The organism is Bradyrhizobium sp. WYCCWR 12699 (assembly GCF_032144035.1).
In the GTDB taxonomy this organism is placed as follows: domain Bacteria; phylum Pseudomonadota; class Alphaproteobacteria; order Rhizobiales; family Xanthobacteraceae; genus Bradyrhizobium.
In genome coordinates this window covers 334,081-348,696 of the sequence record NZ_JAVTJN010000001.1, presented here as the reverse complement: position 1 = coordinate 348,696, position 14,616 = coordinate 334,081, and the positions used below count along the sequence as shown (strand labels likewise).

Genomic DNA, 14,616 nt, shown 5'->3' with positions numbered 1-14,616 from the left:
ATCCGGGCGTTACCGGGGATGCGTTCATCCGGCGTTGCAGCATAGCGATCCCGGCGGCGATCTTATGACGCTTGTACGGCGAAGCCTTGGGCACCGCCTTGAGCATCGCCTTGGGTGCCGCGTTCATCTTCCTGCTGCAATGCGGTGCGCGGCGTGCTGGCTGCGTGCGCGTCGCGGCAAGCACGCAGCACTGTATCAAAATCGGCCGCCAGGCCCTCTGCCCGGATGACGATACGATCGTTCTGCGCATGACGGGCCAGGTTGCGCATGCTGCGGAGGTGCCGCTGCAAGTCCGGCGTCGGCGTCAGCACGATCATCTCGCGGCCGCGACACTCTTCGGCAGAAATCCGTGCGATCGAATCCCACGGCAGAAATTCATTGCCGAGCCGGAGATCGCGGATGCCGTAGCGATTGACGATGAGAACCGGGCCCCGCTCGGTGGGAAGCATCCAGATCAGCCGGATCGTCACCAAGGCGAACACCACGACGCCGGCATATCCGACCATCGTGTTGTAATCGCCAAGACCATCCCACCAGTGGAAGGCAAGGGTCGCACTGAGCAGGGTCATCGCAAAGCCCGCCGCAACCAGCAGTCGCAGCAAGGTCCTACATGGGCTGATTTCGAGATCCTGCGATCCGTCGACGGATCCGGCCTGCGCGCCCGGCGGCGCACTATTGGCGACGGCGAACGCCATGCCTTCATGACTAGCGTGCATGCTTTCCCCCAGCATGGCCATTTGCGACCGAGCTATTCACCAGATGCACTGGAATCAGCCGATGGCATCCGCACAGCCACTGGTTGATAGCGAAGCGGCCGACATTACGCAACCAGACTTGACGCAACCAGACTTGGCCGAACTTTCGGCCAACGACTTTTTACGCAACCCAAAGATTACGCAACCCAAGGACTTTTTCGCAACAACCCTGCTGCCGCCCGGATCGCCATGATCGCGACGGAGTTACACTGGAGGGTATGACGCCTGTACCCTTGATTGGTTCCCTCCCGGGAGCATGTAAGCTAGAGGATAGCGCGTCAGGACCGGCGCGGAAACCCCTCGCCCGCAGGCTTGGAGATAAAATAAGCATCATGAATCCCGTCAAAGAACTGGAAAAGCACGGACAAGCCGTCTGGCTGGACTTCCTGGCCCGTGGCTTCATCGCCAAGGGCGACCTGAAGCGGCTGATCGACACCGATGGCGTCAAGGGCGTCACCTCCAATCCCTCGATCTTCGAGAAGGCGATCGGCAGCTCCGACGAATACGATGCCCCGATCGGCAAGGCGCTGAAGCGCGGCGACCGGACCGTGGCCGATCTGTTCGAGGCCGTCGCGGTCGAGGACATCCAGGCCGCCGCCGACGTGCTCCGCCCGGTCTATGACCGCCTCAAAGGCGGCGACGGCTATGTCAGCCTGGAAGTCTCGCCCTATCTCGCCATGGACACATCAGGCACGGTCGCCGAAGCACGGCGGCTCTGGAAGGACGTTGGTCGCAAGAACCTGATGGTGAAGGTGCCGGCAACGCCCGAGGGCCTGCCGGCGATCGAGACGCTGATCGGCGACGGCATCAGCATCAACATCACGCTGCTATTCTCCAAAGCGGTCTACCTCCAGGTGGCCGAAGCCTACATCGCCGGCCTGGAAAAATACGTCGCCAGTGGTGGCGATCCCTCGCATGTCGCGAGCGTGGCGAGCTTCTTCGTCAGCCGCATCGACTCCGTGGTCGACAAGCAGCTCGACGAGAAGATCGCCCGCGCCAACGACCCGTCCGAGAAGGAGCGGCTCGCCGCGCTGAAGGGCAAGGTCGCGATCGCCAACGCCAAGGTTGCCTACCAGGATTACAAGCGCCTGTTCTCGGGCCCCCGCTGGGACAAGCTCGCCGCCAAGGGCGCCAAGCCGCAGCGCATGCTGTGGGCCTCGACCGGCACCAAGAACAAGGATTACAGCGACGTCCTCTATGTCGAGGAGCTGATCGGCCCCGACACCATCAACACGGTTCCGCCGGCGACGCTGGATGCGTTCCGCGACCACGGCAAGCCGCGCGACAGCCTGGAGGAGAACGTCGACGACGCTCGCCGTGTGCTGGAAGAGCTGGAGCGCTCGGGCATCTCGCTCGACGCCATCACCGAGGAACTGGTCAAGGACGGCGTCAAGCTGTTCGCCGACGCCGCCGACAAGCTCTACGGCGCCGTCGCCCACAAGCGCGCGACCGTGCTCGCGCCCGCGCTCGATGGTCAGGAGCTCTCGCTCGGCGACGGCCTCGGCAAGGCCGTGGCCAAGAGCACCGAGGAATGGCGGGCGTCCGCCAAGATCCGCCGGCTGTGGCAGCGCGACAAGTCGGTCTGGACCGGCACTGATGAGGACAAATGGCTCGGCTGGCTCGACAGCGCGGCCAAGGCCGACGTCGCCGATTACGAGGATTATGCGGGCCGCGTGAAGGGCCAGAAATTCTCCGACGCCGTCGTGCTCGGCATGGGCGGATCGAGCCTCGGCCCCGAGGTGCTGGCCGAGACCTTTGGCAAGAAGCCCGGCTTCCCGAAGCTGCATGTGCTTGATTCCACCGACCCGGCGCAGGTGCGGGCGATGGAGGCGAAGATCGACATCGCGAGCACCGTGTTCATCGTCTCGAGCAAGTCGGGCGGCACCACCGAGCCGAACGCGATGAAGGACTATTTCCACGAGCAGGTTGCCAAGGCGGTGGGTGCGAAGGTGAAGACCGGCCATCGCTTCATCGCGGTGACCGATCCCGGCTCGTCGCTGGAGAAGGCGGCCAAGAAGCTGAACTACGCCCGCATCTTTCATGGCGAGCCCTCGATCGGCGGACGCTATTCGGTGCTCTCGCCGTTCGGCCTGGTGCCGGCGGCAACCGCCGGCATCGACGTCAAGACCTTCGTCAAGCATGCGCTCGCGATGGCCCGCTCCTGCGGGCCGGACGTGCCGCCGAGCGAAAACCCGGGCGTGCAGCTCGGCCTCGCCCTGGGTCTTGCCGGCCTCGAAGGTCGCGACAAGGTGACGATCCTGGCCTCGAAGAAGATCGCCGATTTCGGCGCCTGGGCCGAGCAGCTCATCGCGGAATCGACCGGCAAGGAAGGCAAGGGCCTGATCCCGATCGAGGGTGAGCCGCTGGGCGATCCCGCGGTCTACGGCAACGACCGGTTCTTCATCGACATCCGCATCGAAGGCGAAGCGGACGCCGCCCACGATTCCAAGCTCGCCGCGATCGAAGCGGCCGGCCATCCCGTGGTTCGCATCGTCATGAAGTCGATCGACCATCTCGGCCAGGAATTCTTCCGCTTCGAGATGGCGACCGCAGTCGCGGGCTCGATCCTCGGCATCAACCCGTTCGACCAGCCGGACGTGGAAGCGGCCAAGATCAAGACTCGCGAGCTGACGGCGTCGTTCGAGAAGACCGGCGCGCTGCCGGAAGAGCAGCCGGTGGTCAGCACCGATGAGGCCGATCTCTATACCGACGAAGCCAACGCCACGGCGCTGCGCGCCGCCGGCGCCAATGGCGATCTCGCCTCCTGGCTGAAGGCGCATCTGTCGCGCTCGGGCGATGGCGACTATGTCGCCCTGCTCGGCTATGTCGCGCGCGACAAGGCGACGATCGACGCGCTCCAGGCCATGCGGCTCGAGGTGCGCGAGAAGCGGCATGTCGCAACCTGCGCCGAGTTCGGCCCGCGCTTCCTGCACTCCACGGGGCAGGCTTACAAGGGCGGGCCCGACAGCGGCGTGTTCCTCCAGATCACCGCCGACGATGCCAAGGACCTCAAGGTGCCGGGCCAGAAGGCCAGCTTCGGCGTGATCAAGGCGGCGCAGGCGCGCGGCGATTTCGACGTGCTCACCGAGCGTGGCCGGCGCGCGTTGCGCGTCCACCTCAAGGGCGGGCTCAAGAAGGGTCTTGCCGCTCTCAACGCGGCGCTCACCGACGCGCTCACTTAAGGAATATCGCCAATGCAACTCGGCATGATCGGCCTCGGCCGGATGGGCGGCAACATCGTTCGCCGCCTGATGCGCCACGGACATTCGACCGTGGTCTACGACAAGGACGCCAAGGCCGTGGCCGGCCTTGCCGCCGACGGCGCAGTCGGCTCGGCGACGCTCGAGGAGTTCATCTCGAAACTCGAGCGTCCCCGCACGGCTTGGGTGATGCTGCCGGCCGGCCACATCACCGAAACGACGATCGACACGATCGCCGGCGTGATGCAGGAAGGCGACGTCATCATCGACGGCGGCAACACTTTCTGGCAGGACGACGTCCGCCGCGGCAAGGCGCTGAAAGCCCGCGGCATCCACTATGTCGACGTCGGCACCTCCGGCGGCGTCTGGGGCCTCGACCGCGGCTATTGCATGATGATCGGCGGCGAGGAGCAGGTGGTCGACCGGCTCGACCCGATCTTCGCCGCGCTCGCGCCCGGCGCCGGCGACATTCCGCGCACCGAGGGACGCGAGGGACGCGATCCCCGCATCGAGCAGGGTTACATCCATGCCGGCCCCGTCGGTGCCGGCCACTTCGTCAAGATGATCCACAACGGCATCGAATACGGCCTGATGCAGGCCTATGCCGAAGGGTTCGACATTCTCAAGAATGCCAACATCGAGGCCCTGCCGGCGGACCATCGCTACGATTTCGATCTCGCCGACATTGCGGAAGTGTGGCGGCGCGGCTCGGTGATCCCGTCCTGGCTGCTCGACCTCACCTCGACCGCGCTCGCCGACAGCCCCCAACTCGCCGAATATTCCGGCTTCGTGGAAGATTCCGGCGAGGGACGCTGGACCGTGAATGCCGCGATCGACGAGGCCGTGCCGGCTGAAGTGCTGACCGCGGCGCTCTACACACGTTTCCGTTCCCGTCGGGAACACACCTTCGCCGAAAAAATTCTCTCCGCGATGCGCGCGGGATTCGGCGGCCACAGGGAGCCCAAGCAGCCGGGCGCTGCGAAGTCGAAATAGCAAGTAGCGAAGCGAGGGCCAACAATTCGTGACAAAAGACCCGCAAGCCAAGCGCAAGCCGGAAAATTGCGCCTTCGTCATCTTCGGCGTGACCGGCGACCTCACCCATCGGCTGGTGATGCCATCGCTCTACAATCTCGCCGCCGAGCACCTGCTGCCTGAAAAGTTCTGTGTCGTCGGCGTGGCCCGCAAGAGCCAGTCGGATGACGAACTGCGCGACAGCCTGATGAAGGGCCTGCGCAAGTTCGCGACGCGGCCGGTCGACGACGACATCGCAAAGCAGCTGCTGCAATGCGTCACCTTCGTCGAGGCCGATCCGAAGGACCCGCCGTCGTTCGATCGCCTGCGCGAACACCTGGATTCGCTGGAATGCGCGCAGGAAACCGGCGGCAACCGCCTGTTCTACCTGGCCACGCCGCCGGCCGCGTTCGCGCCGACCGCGCGTGAGCTCGGCCGCACCGGCATGATGAAGGAGAACAGCGCCTGGCGCCGCCTCGTAATCGAAAAGCCGTTCGGCACCGATCTCGCGTCGGCCAGGGCGCTGAATACCGAGCTCTTGAAGATCATGGACGAGCACCAGATCTATCGGATCGATCATTATCTCGGCAAGGAGACGGTGCAGAACATCCTGGTGCTGCGCTTCGCCAACGGCATGTTCGAGCCGATCTGGAATCGCAACCACATCGACCACATCCAGATCACGGTCGAGGAGAAGCTCGGCGTCGGCCATCGCGGCGGCTTCTACGATGCGACCGGCGCGCTGCGCGACATGGTGCCGAACCATCTGTTCCAGTTGATGTCGCTGGTCGCGATGGAGCCGCCGGCGCGCTTCGACGCCCATTCGGTCCGCTCCGAAAAGGCCGAGGTGCTGACGTCGATCCAGCTGCCGAGCCGGGAGGATGCGCTGAAAAACTCGGTCCGCGCGCAATATCTCGCAGGCCGCGTCGGCGACGAGGATGTCCCGGACTACCGCAAGACCGAGGACGTCAAACCCGGCAGCACCACCGAGACCTTCGTTGCGCTGAAACTGATGATCGACAATTGGCGCTGGGCCGGCGTTCCCTTCTATTTGCGGACCGGCAAGGCGCTCGGCCACAAGCGCACCGAGGTCGCGATCAAGTTCAAGCAGGCGCCGTTGTCCATGTTCTCGGGGACCGACGTCGACCGCCTGTCGCAGAATTTCCTCACCATCGGTATCGCGCCGACCGAAACCATCGAGCTTCAGTTCAACGCCAAGATCCCGGGACCGAGCATCACGATCGACGGCGTCGAGATGAAATTCAAGTACGGCGACTATTTCCAGGCCGATCCCTCGACCGGATACGAGACGCTGATCTACGACTGCATGATCGGCGACAACATCCTGTTCCAGCGCGCCGACGGCATCGAGGCCGGATGGCAGGCGGTGCAGCCGTTCCTGGACGCCTGGAAGAGTGAAGGCACCAACGGCATCGAGACCTATGAAGCCGGCAGCGACGGGCCGAAATGCGCCGACGAGCTGCTGCGGCGCGACGGGCGAAGCTGGCGGAAGTTCTCGTGATGGCCGCAGCGGGCCAGCCGAAGCTGATCGTCGCGGCCGACGCCGAAGCCCTGGCGCAGGCCGCGGCCGAGCGGGTGATGGCGCGGATCGCGGCCAATCCCGGCCGCATCGCGATCTGCCTGACCGGTGGCTCCAGCCCGAAGAAGCTCTATCAATTGCTCGGCAGCGACGCCTATCGCGGCAAGATCCCGTGGCAGCGCGTGCACTGGTTCATCGGTGACGAGCGCTTTGTCGGCGAGAGCGATCCCCTCAACAACATGGCGGTGGCGCGCGCGACGTTTCTCGACCGCAATGCAGCTTCGAGCCACATCCACCCGATTCCGACCAGGACTGAATCTCCCGAGGAAAGCGCCGAAGCCTACGCGCGCGAGCTGCAGGCCTTCTACGGCTCTGGACGCCTCGATCCGTCGCGTCCGCTGTTCGACATGGTCCTGATGGGCGCGGGCCCGGACGGCCACACAGCTTCGCTGTTTCCCGGCTTCCCCGAGATCGAGGAGAGCGAGCGCTGGGTCGTCGGGGTGCCCAAGGCCAATGTCGCGCCTTTCGTGCCGCGGGTCTCGCTTACCCTGCCCGTCCTTGCGTCGTGCTACGAAATGCTGTTCGAGATGGCCGGGCACGACAAGCAAGCGATCTTGACGCGCCTCCTCAATGGCGAGACTCTGCCGGCGTTACGCGCGCGCTCGAAGGGTGAGACCATCTGGCTGGTCGACCAAGCCGCGCTTCCGGAGGGCATTCGTGGCGGGCGTTGAAGCACCTTGTGCATTGATCGTGATGGGCGTGTCGGGGTCGGGCAAGAGCACGATCGCGGCAGCGCTCGGCCAGCGGCTCGGCTGGCGCTTCGAGGACGGCGACAGCTTTCATCCCGCCAGCAATGTCGAGAAGATGCGCGCCGGTCACCCGCTCACCGACGAGGACCGCTGGCCCTGGCTCAACGCCATCGCCGACGAGATCGCGCGGGTTTGCGACAAGGGCGAGCACGTCATCATCGCCTGCTCGGCGCTGAAGCACACCTACCGCGACGTGCTGCTGCGCGGGCGCGACGATGTCCGCTTCGTCTTCCTGAAGGGTACGAAAGAGCTGATCGCCGAGCGGCTCGCCCAGCGCAAAGGCCATTTCATGCCGCCGGGGTTGCTGACGAGCCAGTTCGAGACGCTGGAGCCGCCGGAAGCCGGCGAGCACGTCATCACCGTCTCGATCGATGAAACGGTCGAAGCGATCGTGGACGGCATCGTACGGCAGTTGAAGCTGGGCGGGGCGAAGCGCTGAGACCTGAAAAACCTGAAGGTTCTGCCATGACGCAAATCTCACTGGTCGTATCCGACGTCGACGGCACGCTGCTGACCAAGGACAAGACCCTGACCGAGCGCGCGAGAAGCGCAGTGCAGCGGCTGCATAAGGCCGGCATCGGCTTCACCATCACCTCCAGCCGTCCCGCCATCGGCATGCGCTTTTTGATCGAACCGCTGGCGCTCTGGCTGCCGGTCGGGCCGTTCAACGGCTCCTCGATCGTCGATCCCGAGATGCGGCCGGTCGAGCAGCACCTGATCCCGGCCGGCGCGGCCGAGCGCGCCTTGCAGATCCTTCGCGAGTTCGGCGCAGACATCTGGCTCTTCACCACCGACAAATGGCTGATCGACAATCCCGGGGGCAAATACGTCGCGCATGAGCAGCACACGATCCGCTCCGATCCCACCATCGTGACGGATTTCTCGCCGTATCTCGCCAGTGCCTGCAAGATCGTCGGCGCCAGTGCCGACGCCGCCGGGCTCGAACGTTGCGAAAAGGCGATGCAGGAGGCGCTCGGCAGCGAGGCCACTGCGGTGCGCTCGCAGACCTATTATCTCGACATCACCCCGCCCGGCTTCAACAAGGGCACGTTCGTCGAGGCGATGGCCAAGCGGCTCGGCATCGCGACCAGCGCCGTCGCCACCATCGGCGACATGCAGAACGACCTCGCGATGTTCGCCGTCAGCGGCACCTCGATCGCGATGGGAAATGCCACCGACAACGTCAAGGACCAGGCGACCCACGTCACCGCGAGCAACGAGCAGGACGGATTTGCGGAAGCGATGGAGATGATCCTGAAGCGGAACGGGGTGGGGTGAGGTATTTCAACCTCTCCCGCTTGCGGGAGAGGTCGCCGCGCAGCGGGGGAGCGCACCTCTCCTCCTCACTTCGACCGCTGCATCGCTGGCTTTTCGCTCTTCTGCCTCGCCGCGGACAGATTATGTGCGGTGTTGATCAGCGCGATGTGGGTCAGCGCCTGCGGGAAATTTCCGGTCTGGCGCCGGGCGACTGAATCATATTCCTCGGCCAGGAGGCCGACGTCGTTCGCGATGCCGGCTACGCGGTCGAGCAAGCCTTGCGCCTTGTCGAGATCGCCCGCCAGCACATGGGCATCGGCCAGCCACAATGTGCAGGCCAGGAACGCACCTTCGAGCGGCGGCTGGTCCGCGGGCAACTCGCGCGGATCGTGCCTCAGCACGAAGCCGTCGCGCATCAGGCGTGTCTCGACAGCCGTGATGGTGCCGCGGATGCGCGGATCGTCCGCCGGCAGAAAACCGACGGCCGGCAGCAGCAGCACGGATGCATCGAGCAGCCTCGCGCCGTAGGATTCGACGAAGGCGTTTTCCTCGGCGTCAAATCCCCTGTTGCAGACGTCGCGATGAATGGCCTCGCGCAAGGTGCGCCAGTGCAGCAGCGGCGCCTTGAAGCCGAAGGTCTCGGCGCTCTTGATGCCACGGTCGAAGGCGACCCAGGTCATGACCTTGGAGAAGACGTAGTGCCTGGGCTCGCCCCGGCGCTCCCAGATGCCGTGATCGGGCCGGTCCCAGACCTCGGCGAGATGATTGAGCACGGCGCATTCCAGCGCCCATGTCGTTTCATCGTCGAGCTTGAGCTTGGCCATGCGCGACTGGTGGAATGCGTCGATCAATTCGCCGTAGACGTCGAGCTGAAGCTGCGCATGCGCGGCATTGCCGACGCGCACCGGCTTTGCGCCCTCATAGCCGTCGAGCCAACCGGCCTCCCATTCCAGGAGCCGCCGCTGGCCCCAGATGCCGTACATGATCTGCATGTTCGCCGGCGAGCCTGCTGCGGCGCGCAGCAGCCAATTGTGCCAGGCCAGGGCTTCCTCGGTGTAGCCCGAGTTCATCAGCGCCAGCAGCGTGAAGGTAGCATCGCGCAGCCAGCAGAAGCGGTAGTCCCAGTTCCTGCTGCCGCCGAGCTTTTCCGGCAATGACGTGGTCGGTGCTGCGACGATGCCGCCCGTCGGACCGAAGGTCAGCGCCTTCAGCGTGATCAGCGAGCGCATGATGAGATCGCGATAGTCGCCGTCGCGGGTGCAATGGCCGCACCAGTCCTTCCAGAATTCCTCCGTGTCCCGGAGCGCGGTCTCGGGATCGATCGGCGCCGGCGGCTCGAGATGCGAGGGGCCGTAGGTCAGGACGAACGGCACGGTCTCGCCTGCCCTCACCTCGAAATCTGAGACCGTGGTTAGATCCTCGCCGCGGGTCCCGACCGGCGTGCGCAACACCGTCATGTCCTGGCCGGCAATGGCCATCAGCGAATGGTCGATCCGCCGTACCCAGGGAATGTCGATGCCGAAGCCGAAGCGGATGACGAGCTCCATCCGCATCTTCACTGAGCCCTCGATGCCGCGCACCAGCCGGACGATGTCCGACGCCTTGCCGCGCGGCGGCATGAAGTCGATCAGCGCGATGGCGCCGCTCTTGGTCTCAAAACGCGTTTCGAGGATGAGGGTATCGCCGAGATAACGTCGCGATGTCCTGATGACGTCCTCGTTCGGCGCGATCAGCCAGCGGCCGTTCTTGTGGGTGCCGAGGATGGCGGCAAAGCAGGCGTCGGAATCGAAGGCCGGCCAGCACAGCCAATCGATCGAGCCGTTGCGCCCGACCAGCGCGGCGGTCTCGCAATCGCCGATCAGCGCATAGTCTTCGATCTTCTGTGACAATGTCGTGCGAGCCTGAGAGGCCCCCTTCCGATCAACTTCCGCCGTTCAATGAACGTTCCCGGGTTGCCGCTCGCAAGGCCGTGAGGTCGACCTTGGAGGCGATCTTGTCGAGCGCGACGGGAAGACGCTGGCGCCAGTTCGGGTGCTCGTCGATCGTGCCGGGAATATTGGGCTGGTCGATCACGCCGAGCAAATCCTCCATCGACACCGCGAGCAGCCGCGACGGCGTGCGCGACAGGAAGGCGAGCACCGAATAGAGGTCGTTGGCCTTGATGCCGTTCTGGCGCAGGATCTCGTCGAGCGCGCCGAGCGCATCCCAGCGCGCCTGGTCGTTCTCCCCGGGATCGAGCCCGAGCGAACGCTTCATCTTGAGATCGCCAAAGGAGCGCCAGCCGGCATAGGTCGACAGGTCATGCGTGTTCAGCGTGACCAGCGCATTGGGCCTGTAGTGGTCGACGGGGCGGAAATGACCGGCATCGTCGCGCTCGAACATCATGACGAGATAGGACCAGATGCCGAAATCCTGCATCATCTCGCGAAAACCTTCGGGCACGGTGCCGAGGTCCTCGCCGATCACGATGCATTTGTGGACCGCGCTCTCGCGCGCCACGGCGCCAAGCAACGCCTCGAACGGCATCTGCACATAGGCGCCGTTATCGGGCTTGAAGCCGCGCGGCACGAGATAAAGGCGCTTCAGCCCGAGCACGTGGTCGAGGCGGATGGCGCCGGCATGGCGCATCGAGGCCGCCAGCATGTCGGCGAACGGCACGAAAGATTGCGCTTCCAGGCCGCCCGCGTTGAAGCCGGCAAGGCCCCAATCCTGGCCGACGGTGTTGAGCACGTCGGGCGGCGCGCCGACGGCGAGATGGCGCGAGATCGCCATCTGCTCGTTCCACGCATCGAAGCCGTTGGACTGCACCCCGACGGCGACATCGAGATAGAGCCCGACCCGCATGCCGAGCTGGCTGGCGAGCTGCTTGGCGGCATGCAGCTGGCTGTCCGCCGTCCATTGCACGAACTCGACGAATTCGACCTCGCGCTTGTCGGGTCCGTTGCGCAGCCCGGCGCATTTCGCCTCGTCCGGCTGCTGCCATTCCGCCGGCCATTCCCACCACGGCACATTGAAACGATGCCGCAGCACCTCGAAACAGGCAAAGCGCGACAGCAATGGCGCGCGCTCGGCGCGGAAGGCGTCAAATTCCTTGCGGCGCGCTTGGCTCGCGCTTGTCACGAAGCTGTTGAAGGCGGCGCGCAAGGCCAGCCATTTCAGCGCCGCCATGTCGGCATAAGGAACGCGATCGCCTTCGCGCAGACGGGCGGCGGTCGCGGCTGCGTCGGGCACGAGATCCGCCGAGAATTCGGGAATGGCCTCGACGTCGATATAGAGCGGATTGAGGAACAGCCGGCTGTTCGGCGAATAGGGGCTGCAATCCGAGGGGTGGTCGTCGAACAGAACGTGCAGCGGATTGAGCCCGACGCCGTCGGCCCCGAGCTGCTTGGCGAGCCTGACCAGATCGGCGAGGTCAGTGAAATCGCCGATGCCCCAGTTGCGGTTGGAACGGACGCTGTAGAGCTGCACGGCGAGCAGCCAGCCGCGGTCGAAATCGCCGCCGAAGGCCCGCTCCGGCGCCACGATCATCGGCACCTCTTCCGTCACGCCTTGGGCATCGGTCAGCGTCAGGCGGTGATAACCGAGCGGCAGGTCGGCCGGCCAGGCGATCACGGGCTCGCGGGTCTTCCCCTGGGCGATCGATTTGCCGTTTGCGGTCAACGTCCATTGCAGCGGCGGCGCGCCGATCGCCGCCAATTCCGTGCGCGGATGTCCGAGCGCGCGAATCACGACCGGCCCGCTCACGAAGCGGTAAACTCGCTTCTCCGGCAGGGCGTCGAGGATGGACTTCAGGGCCACGGGGTCAGTGACCCGCAGCTTTCCGAGGGCGTCAACGAATTCGGATTGAACGCCCTTGATGCGGGCTTGAGCTAAAAGATCCATTCGGCACGCAGCTTGCAGGCCACCCTTGGGCCGGGGGCATCGATTTTAACGAGGCAGCGGAAGACGTTAGTCTGGCTCAACTCAAAACCATGCCTGCCGTTCCCAGGCGGAACTAATGACACACAAGCGGCTTTCTATATAGGTACCAAGCGTAGGTTCCCGACAAGGGAAACGGGCCCCTGCTTTCTTGTCAATGGCATCACCGTGAACAAGACAATTCAAACTGTCGAAAGTGCCGCAGCCGGCAGCGCTTTCCTCATCGAAGACGTCTATCCCGCGATCGATGGCGGCCGCTTCGCCGTGAAGCGGATCGCGGGCGAGCGGGTCGAGGTATGGGCTGATGTCTATCGCGATGGCGAGGCCGTGGTCGGGGCCGCGCTGCTCTGGCGCCCCGAGCAGGACCGGGATTGGCGGCGCGAGCCGATGATCCATCACAGCAATGACCGCTGGTCCGGCGCTTTCACGCCGACGGAGCCCGGCCAATATGCCTATGCGATCGAGGCCTGGACCGACGAGTTCGCCACCTGGTCCCACGCCGTCGCGCGCAAGCAGCGAACCGGGGCCGATGTCAGCCTCGATGCGCTCGAAGGTGCCGGCCTCCTGACCAAGACGCATGGCGCGCCGCAGGCCGCCGCGGCCGTCATCGTCAGACAATGCGAGGATTATCTGCAGACCGGCGATGTCACCTCGCTGCTGGCGAGCGAGCTCGGCGATGCCATGGCCGAGAGCCAGTCCCGGCCTGATTTGACCCGCTCACAGTCCTTCCCACTGACCATTGACCGCGACAGAGCGCGATTTGGCGCCTGGTATCAGATGATGCCACGCAGCCAAAGCCGGATCCCAGGCCAGCACGGCACGCTGCGCGACTGCATCGCGCGCGTCCCTGATATCGCGGCGATGGGTTTTGACGTGCTCTATTTCACGCCGATCCACCCGATCGGCCACAGCCGCCGCAAGGGCCGCAACAACGCGCCGGTGGCGAGCGACGGCGGACCCGGCTCGCCCTACGCGATCGGCGCCGCCGAGGGCGGCCACGATGCACTGCATCCGGAGCTCGGCACCATCGAGGATTTTCGCGCGCTGGTCGCGACGTGCCTCGAATATGGTCTCGAGCTTGCACTGGACTTCGCCGTGCAATGCTCACCGGACCATCCCTGGCTGACGGAGCATCCGGAATGGTTCAAATGGCGGCCCGACCGTTCGGTGCGGACCGCGGACGGCCCCTATTCCGACATCGTGATCCCCGATTTCGCCTCGGTCGACCGCATCGGCCTGTGGAACGCCTTTCGCGACGCCATGCTGTTCTGGATCGACCATGGTGTCACCATCTTCGCCATCGACAATCACGACACCGCGCCGCTGGCATTCTGGGACTGGCTGATCCGCGACATCCGCCGCCGACATCCCGAGGTGATCCTGTTCTCCAAGACGTTTGCGCGGCCGAAGCTGATGAAAGGCCTTGCCAAGCTCGGCTTTGCGCAGTCCTTCACCTATTTCCCCTGGCGCACCTCGCGCTGGGAGCTGGAGCAATATCTCGGCGAGCTGACGCGCTATCCCGAGCGCGACTTCTATCGTCCGAACCTGTTCGTCAACACGCCCGATCTGCTGCCCTATCATCTCCAGGGCGGGGACGCCTGGGCGTTCAAATCGCGCCTCGCACTGGCGGCGACGTTGTCGGGCAGCTACGGCATTTACAGCGGGTTCGAACTGCTGGAGCACGAGGCGATCCCCGGCCGCGAGGAATATCAGGATTCCGAGAAGTATCAGATCAAGCAGCGCGACTGGGACCAGCCCGGCAACATCAAGGCCTATATTGCAGCACTCAACCGCATCCGCAACGACAACGCCGCGCTCCAGCAAACGGCGAATTTGCGTTTTCTGGACGTCGAAGACGGCGAGACCATCGCCTTTGTCAAGGAGGCGGCTGAACCCGCCAACATTGTCGTCATCGTGATCGCACTTTCCGGCCACGTGCGCGAATGCTGGCTGCCGCTCGGCGACGTCGCCGTTGACGCCGGCGGGCAGCGTCACCATGTGACGACACTCGAAAACCTCCTCACCGGCGAACAGTCCCGCATCGAATGGGGCGGGATCAGGTTGCGTATCGATCCCGACCGCGATCCGGCGCATCTGTTCCGCTGCCTGGCGTAAAGGGGCACGCC

The 14,616-nt window shown here is 64.8% G+C and carries 11 protein-coding genes; 8 read left to right on the top strand and 3 right to left on the bottom strand.

What is annotated here, in order from left to right; all coding sequences use genetic code 11:
* Nucleotides 1–62 precede the first annotated feature (62 nt).
* Nucleotides 63–737: an STM3941 family protein gene (locus tag RPS27_RS01665; RefSeq protein ID WP_212067232.1), complete on the bottom strand. Its 675-nt coding sequence runs from the start codon at nucleotides 735–737 to the stop codon at nucleotides 63–65.
* Nucleotides 738–777: 40 nt separating this feature from the next.
* On the opposite strand from RPS27_RS01665, the gene RPS27_RS01660 reads away from it, so the two are divergent.
* From RPS27_RS01660 to RPS27_RS01630, 7 genes are all read left to right on the top strand, one after another.
* The gene (locus tag RPS27_RS01660) at nucleotides 778–948 is read left to right on the top strand and encodes a hypothetical protein (protein WP_212067233.1); all 171 of its coding nucleotides are present in this window, start codon (nucleotides 778–780) and stop codon (nucleotides 946–948) included.
* 139 nt (nucleotides 949–1,087) lie between these two features.
* Nucleotides 1,088–3,937, top strand: coding sequence for a bifunctional transaldolase/phosoglucose isomerase (locus RPS27_RS01655; RefSeq protein ID WP_212067234.1), 2,850 nt, complete (start codon nucleotides 1,088–1,090; stop codon nucleotides 3,935–3,937).
* Between the two features lie 12 nt (nucleotides 3,938–3,949).
* A complete protein-coding gene (gene gnd, locus RPS27_RS01650) occupies nucleotides 3,950–4,948 on the top strand; it encodes a phosphogluconate dehydrogenase (NAD(+)-dependent, decarboxylating) (protein ID WP_212067235.1) in 999 nt (332 codons plus the stop codon).
* A gap of 28 nt (nucleotides 4,949–4,976) precedes the next feature.
* Complete coding sequence (gene zwf / locus RPS27_RS01645; protein ID WP_212067236.1) at nucleotides 4,977–6,488, top strand: glucose-6-phosphate dehydrogenase; 1,512 nt, start codon at nucleotides 4,977–4,979, stop codon at nucleotides 6,486–6,488.
* Nucleotides 6,488–7,237, top strand: a complete 750-nt coding sequence (gene pgl, locus RPS27_RS01640) for a 6-phosphogluconolactonase (protein ID WP_212067237.1) — start codon at nucleotides 6,488–6,490, stop codon at nucleotides 7,235–7,237. The genes zwf and pgl overlap by 1 nt, the downstream gene beginning before the upstream one ends.
* Nucleotides 7,224–7,754 carry a gluconokinase gene (locus tag RPS27_RS01635; RefSeq protein WP_212067238.1) on the top strand — a complete coding sequence of 177 codons (531 nt, stop codon included), beginning with the start codon at nucleotides 7,224–7,226 and terminating at the stop codon, nucleotides 7,752–7,754. Before pgl ends, RPS27_RS01635 begins: the two co-directional genes overlap by 14 nt.
* 26 nt (nucleotides 7,755–7,780) lie before the next feature.
* Nucleotides 7,781–8,593: an HAD family hydrolase gene (locus tag RPS27_RS01630; protein ID WP_212067239.1), complete on the top strand. Its 813-nt coding sequence runs from the start codon at nucleotides 7,781–7,783 to the stop codon at nucleotides 8,591–8,593.
* Nucleotides 8,594–8,658: 65 nt separating this feature from the next.
* On the opposite strand, the gene RPS27_RS01625 is transcribed toward RPS27_RS01630, so the two are convergent.
* Nucleotides 8,659–10,461: a glycoside hydrolase family 15 protein gene (locus tag RPS27_RS01625; RefSeq protein ID WP_212067240.1), complete on the bottom strand. Its 1,803-nt coding sequence runs from the start codon at nucleotides 10,459–10,461 to the stop codon at nucleotides 8,659–8,661.
* A 31-nt stretch (nucleotides 10,462–10,492) separates the two neighbouring features.
* Nucleotides 10,493–12,454: a 4-alpha-glucanotransferase gene (gene malQ, locus RPS27_RS01620; RefSeq protein ID WP_313753856.1), complete on the bottom strand. Its 1,962-nt coding sequence runs from the start codon at nucleotides 12,452–12,454 to the stop codon at nucleotides 10,493–10,495.
* Nucleotides 12,455–12,658: 204 nt separating this feature from the next.
* Between malQ and RPS27_RS01615 the strand changes: the two genes are divergently transcribed.
* Complete coding sequence (locus RPS27_RS01615; RefSeq protein WP_313753855.1) at nucleotides 12,659–14,605, top strand: maltotransferase domain-containing protein; 1,947 nt, start codon at nucleotides 12,659–12,661, stop codon at nucleotides 14,603–14,605.
* Nucleotides 14,606–14,616 lie beyond the last annotated feature (11 nt).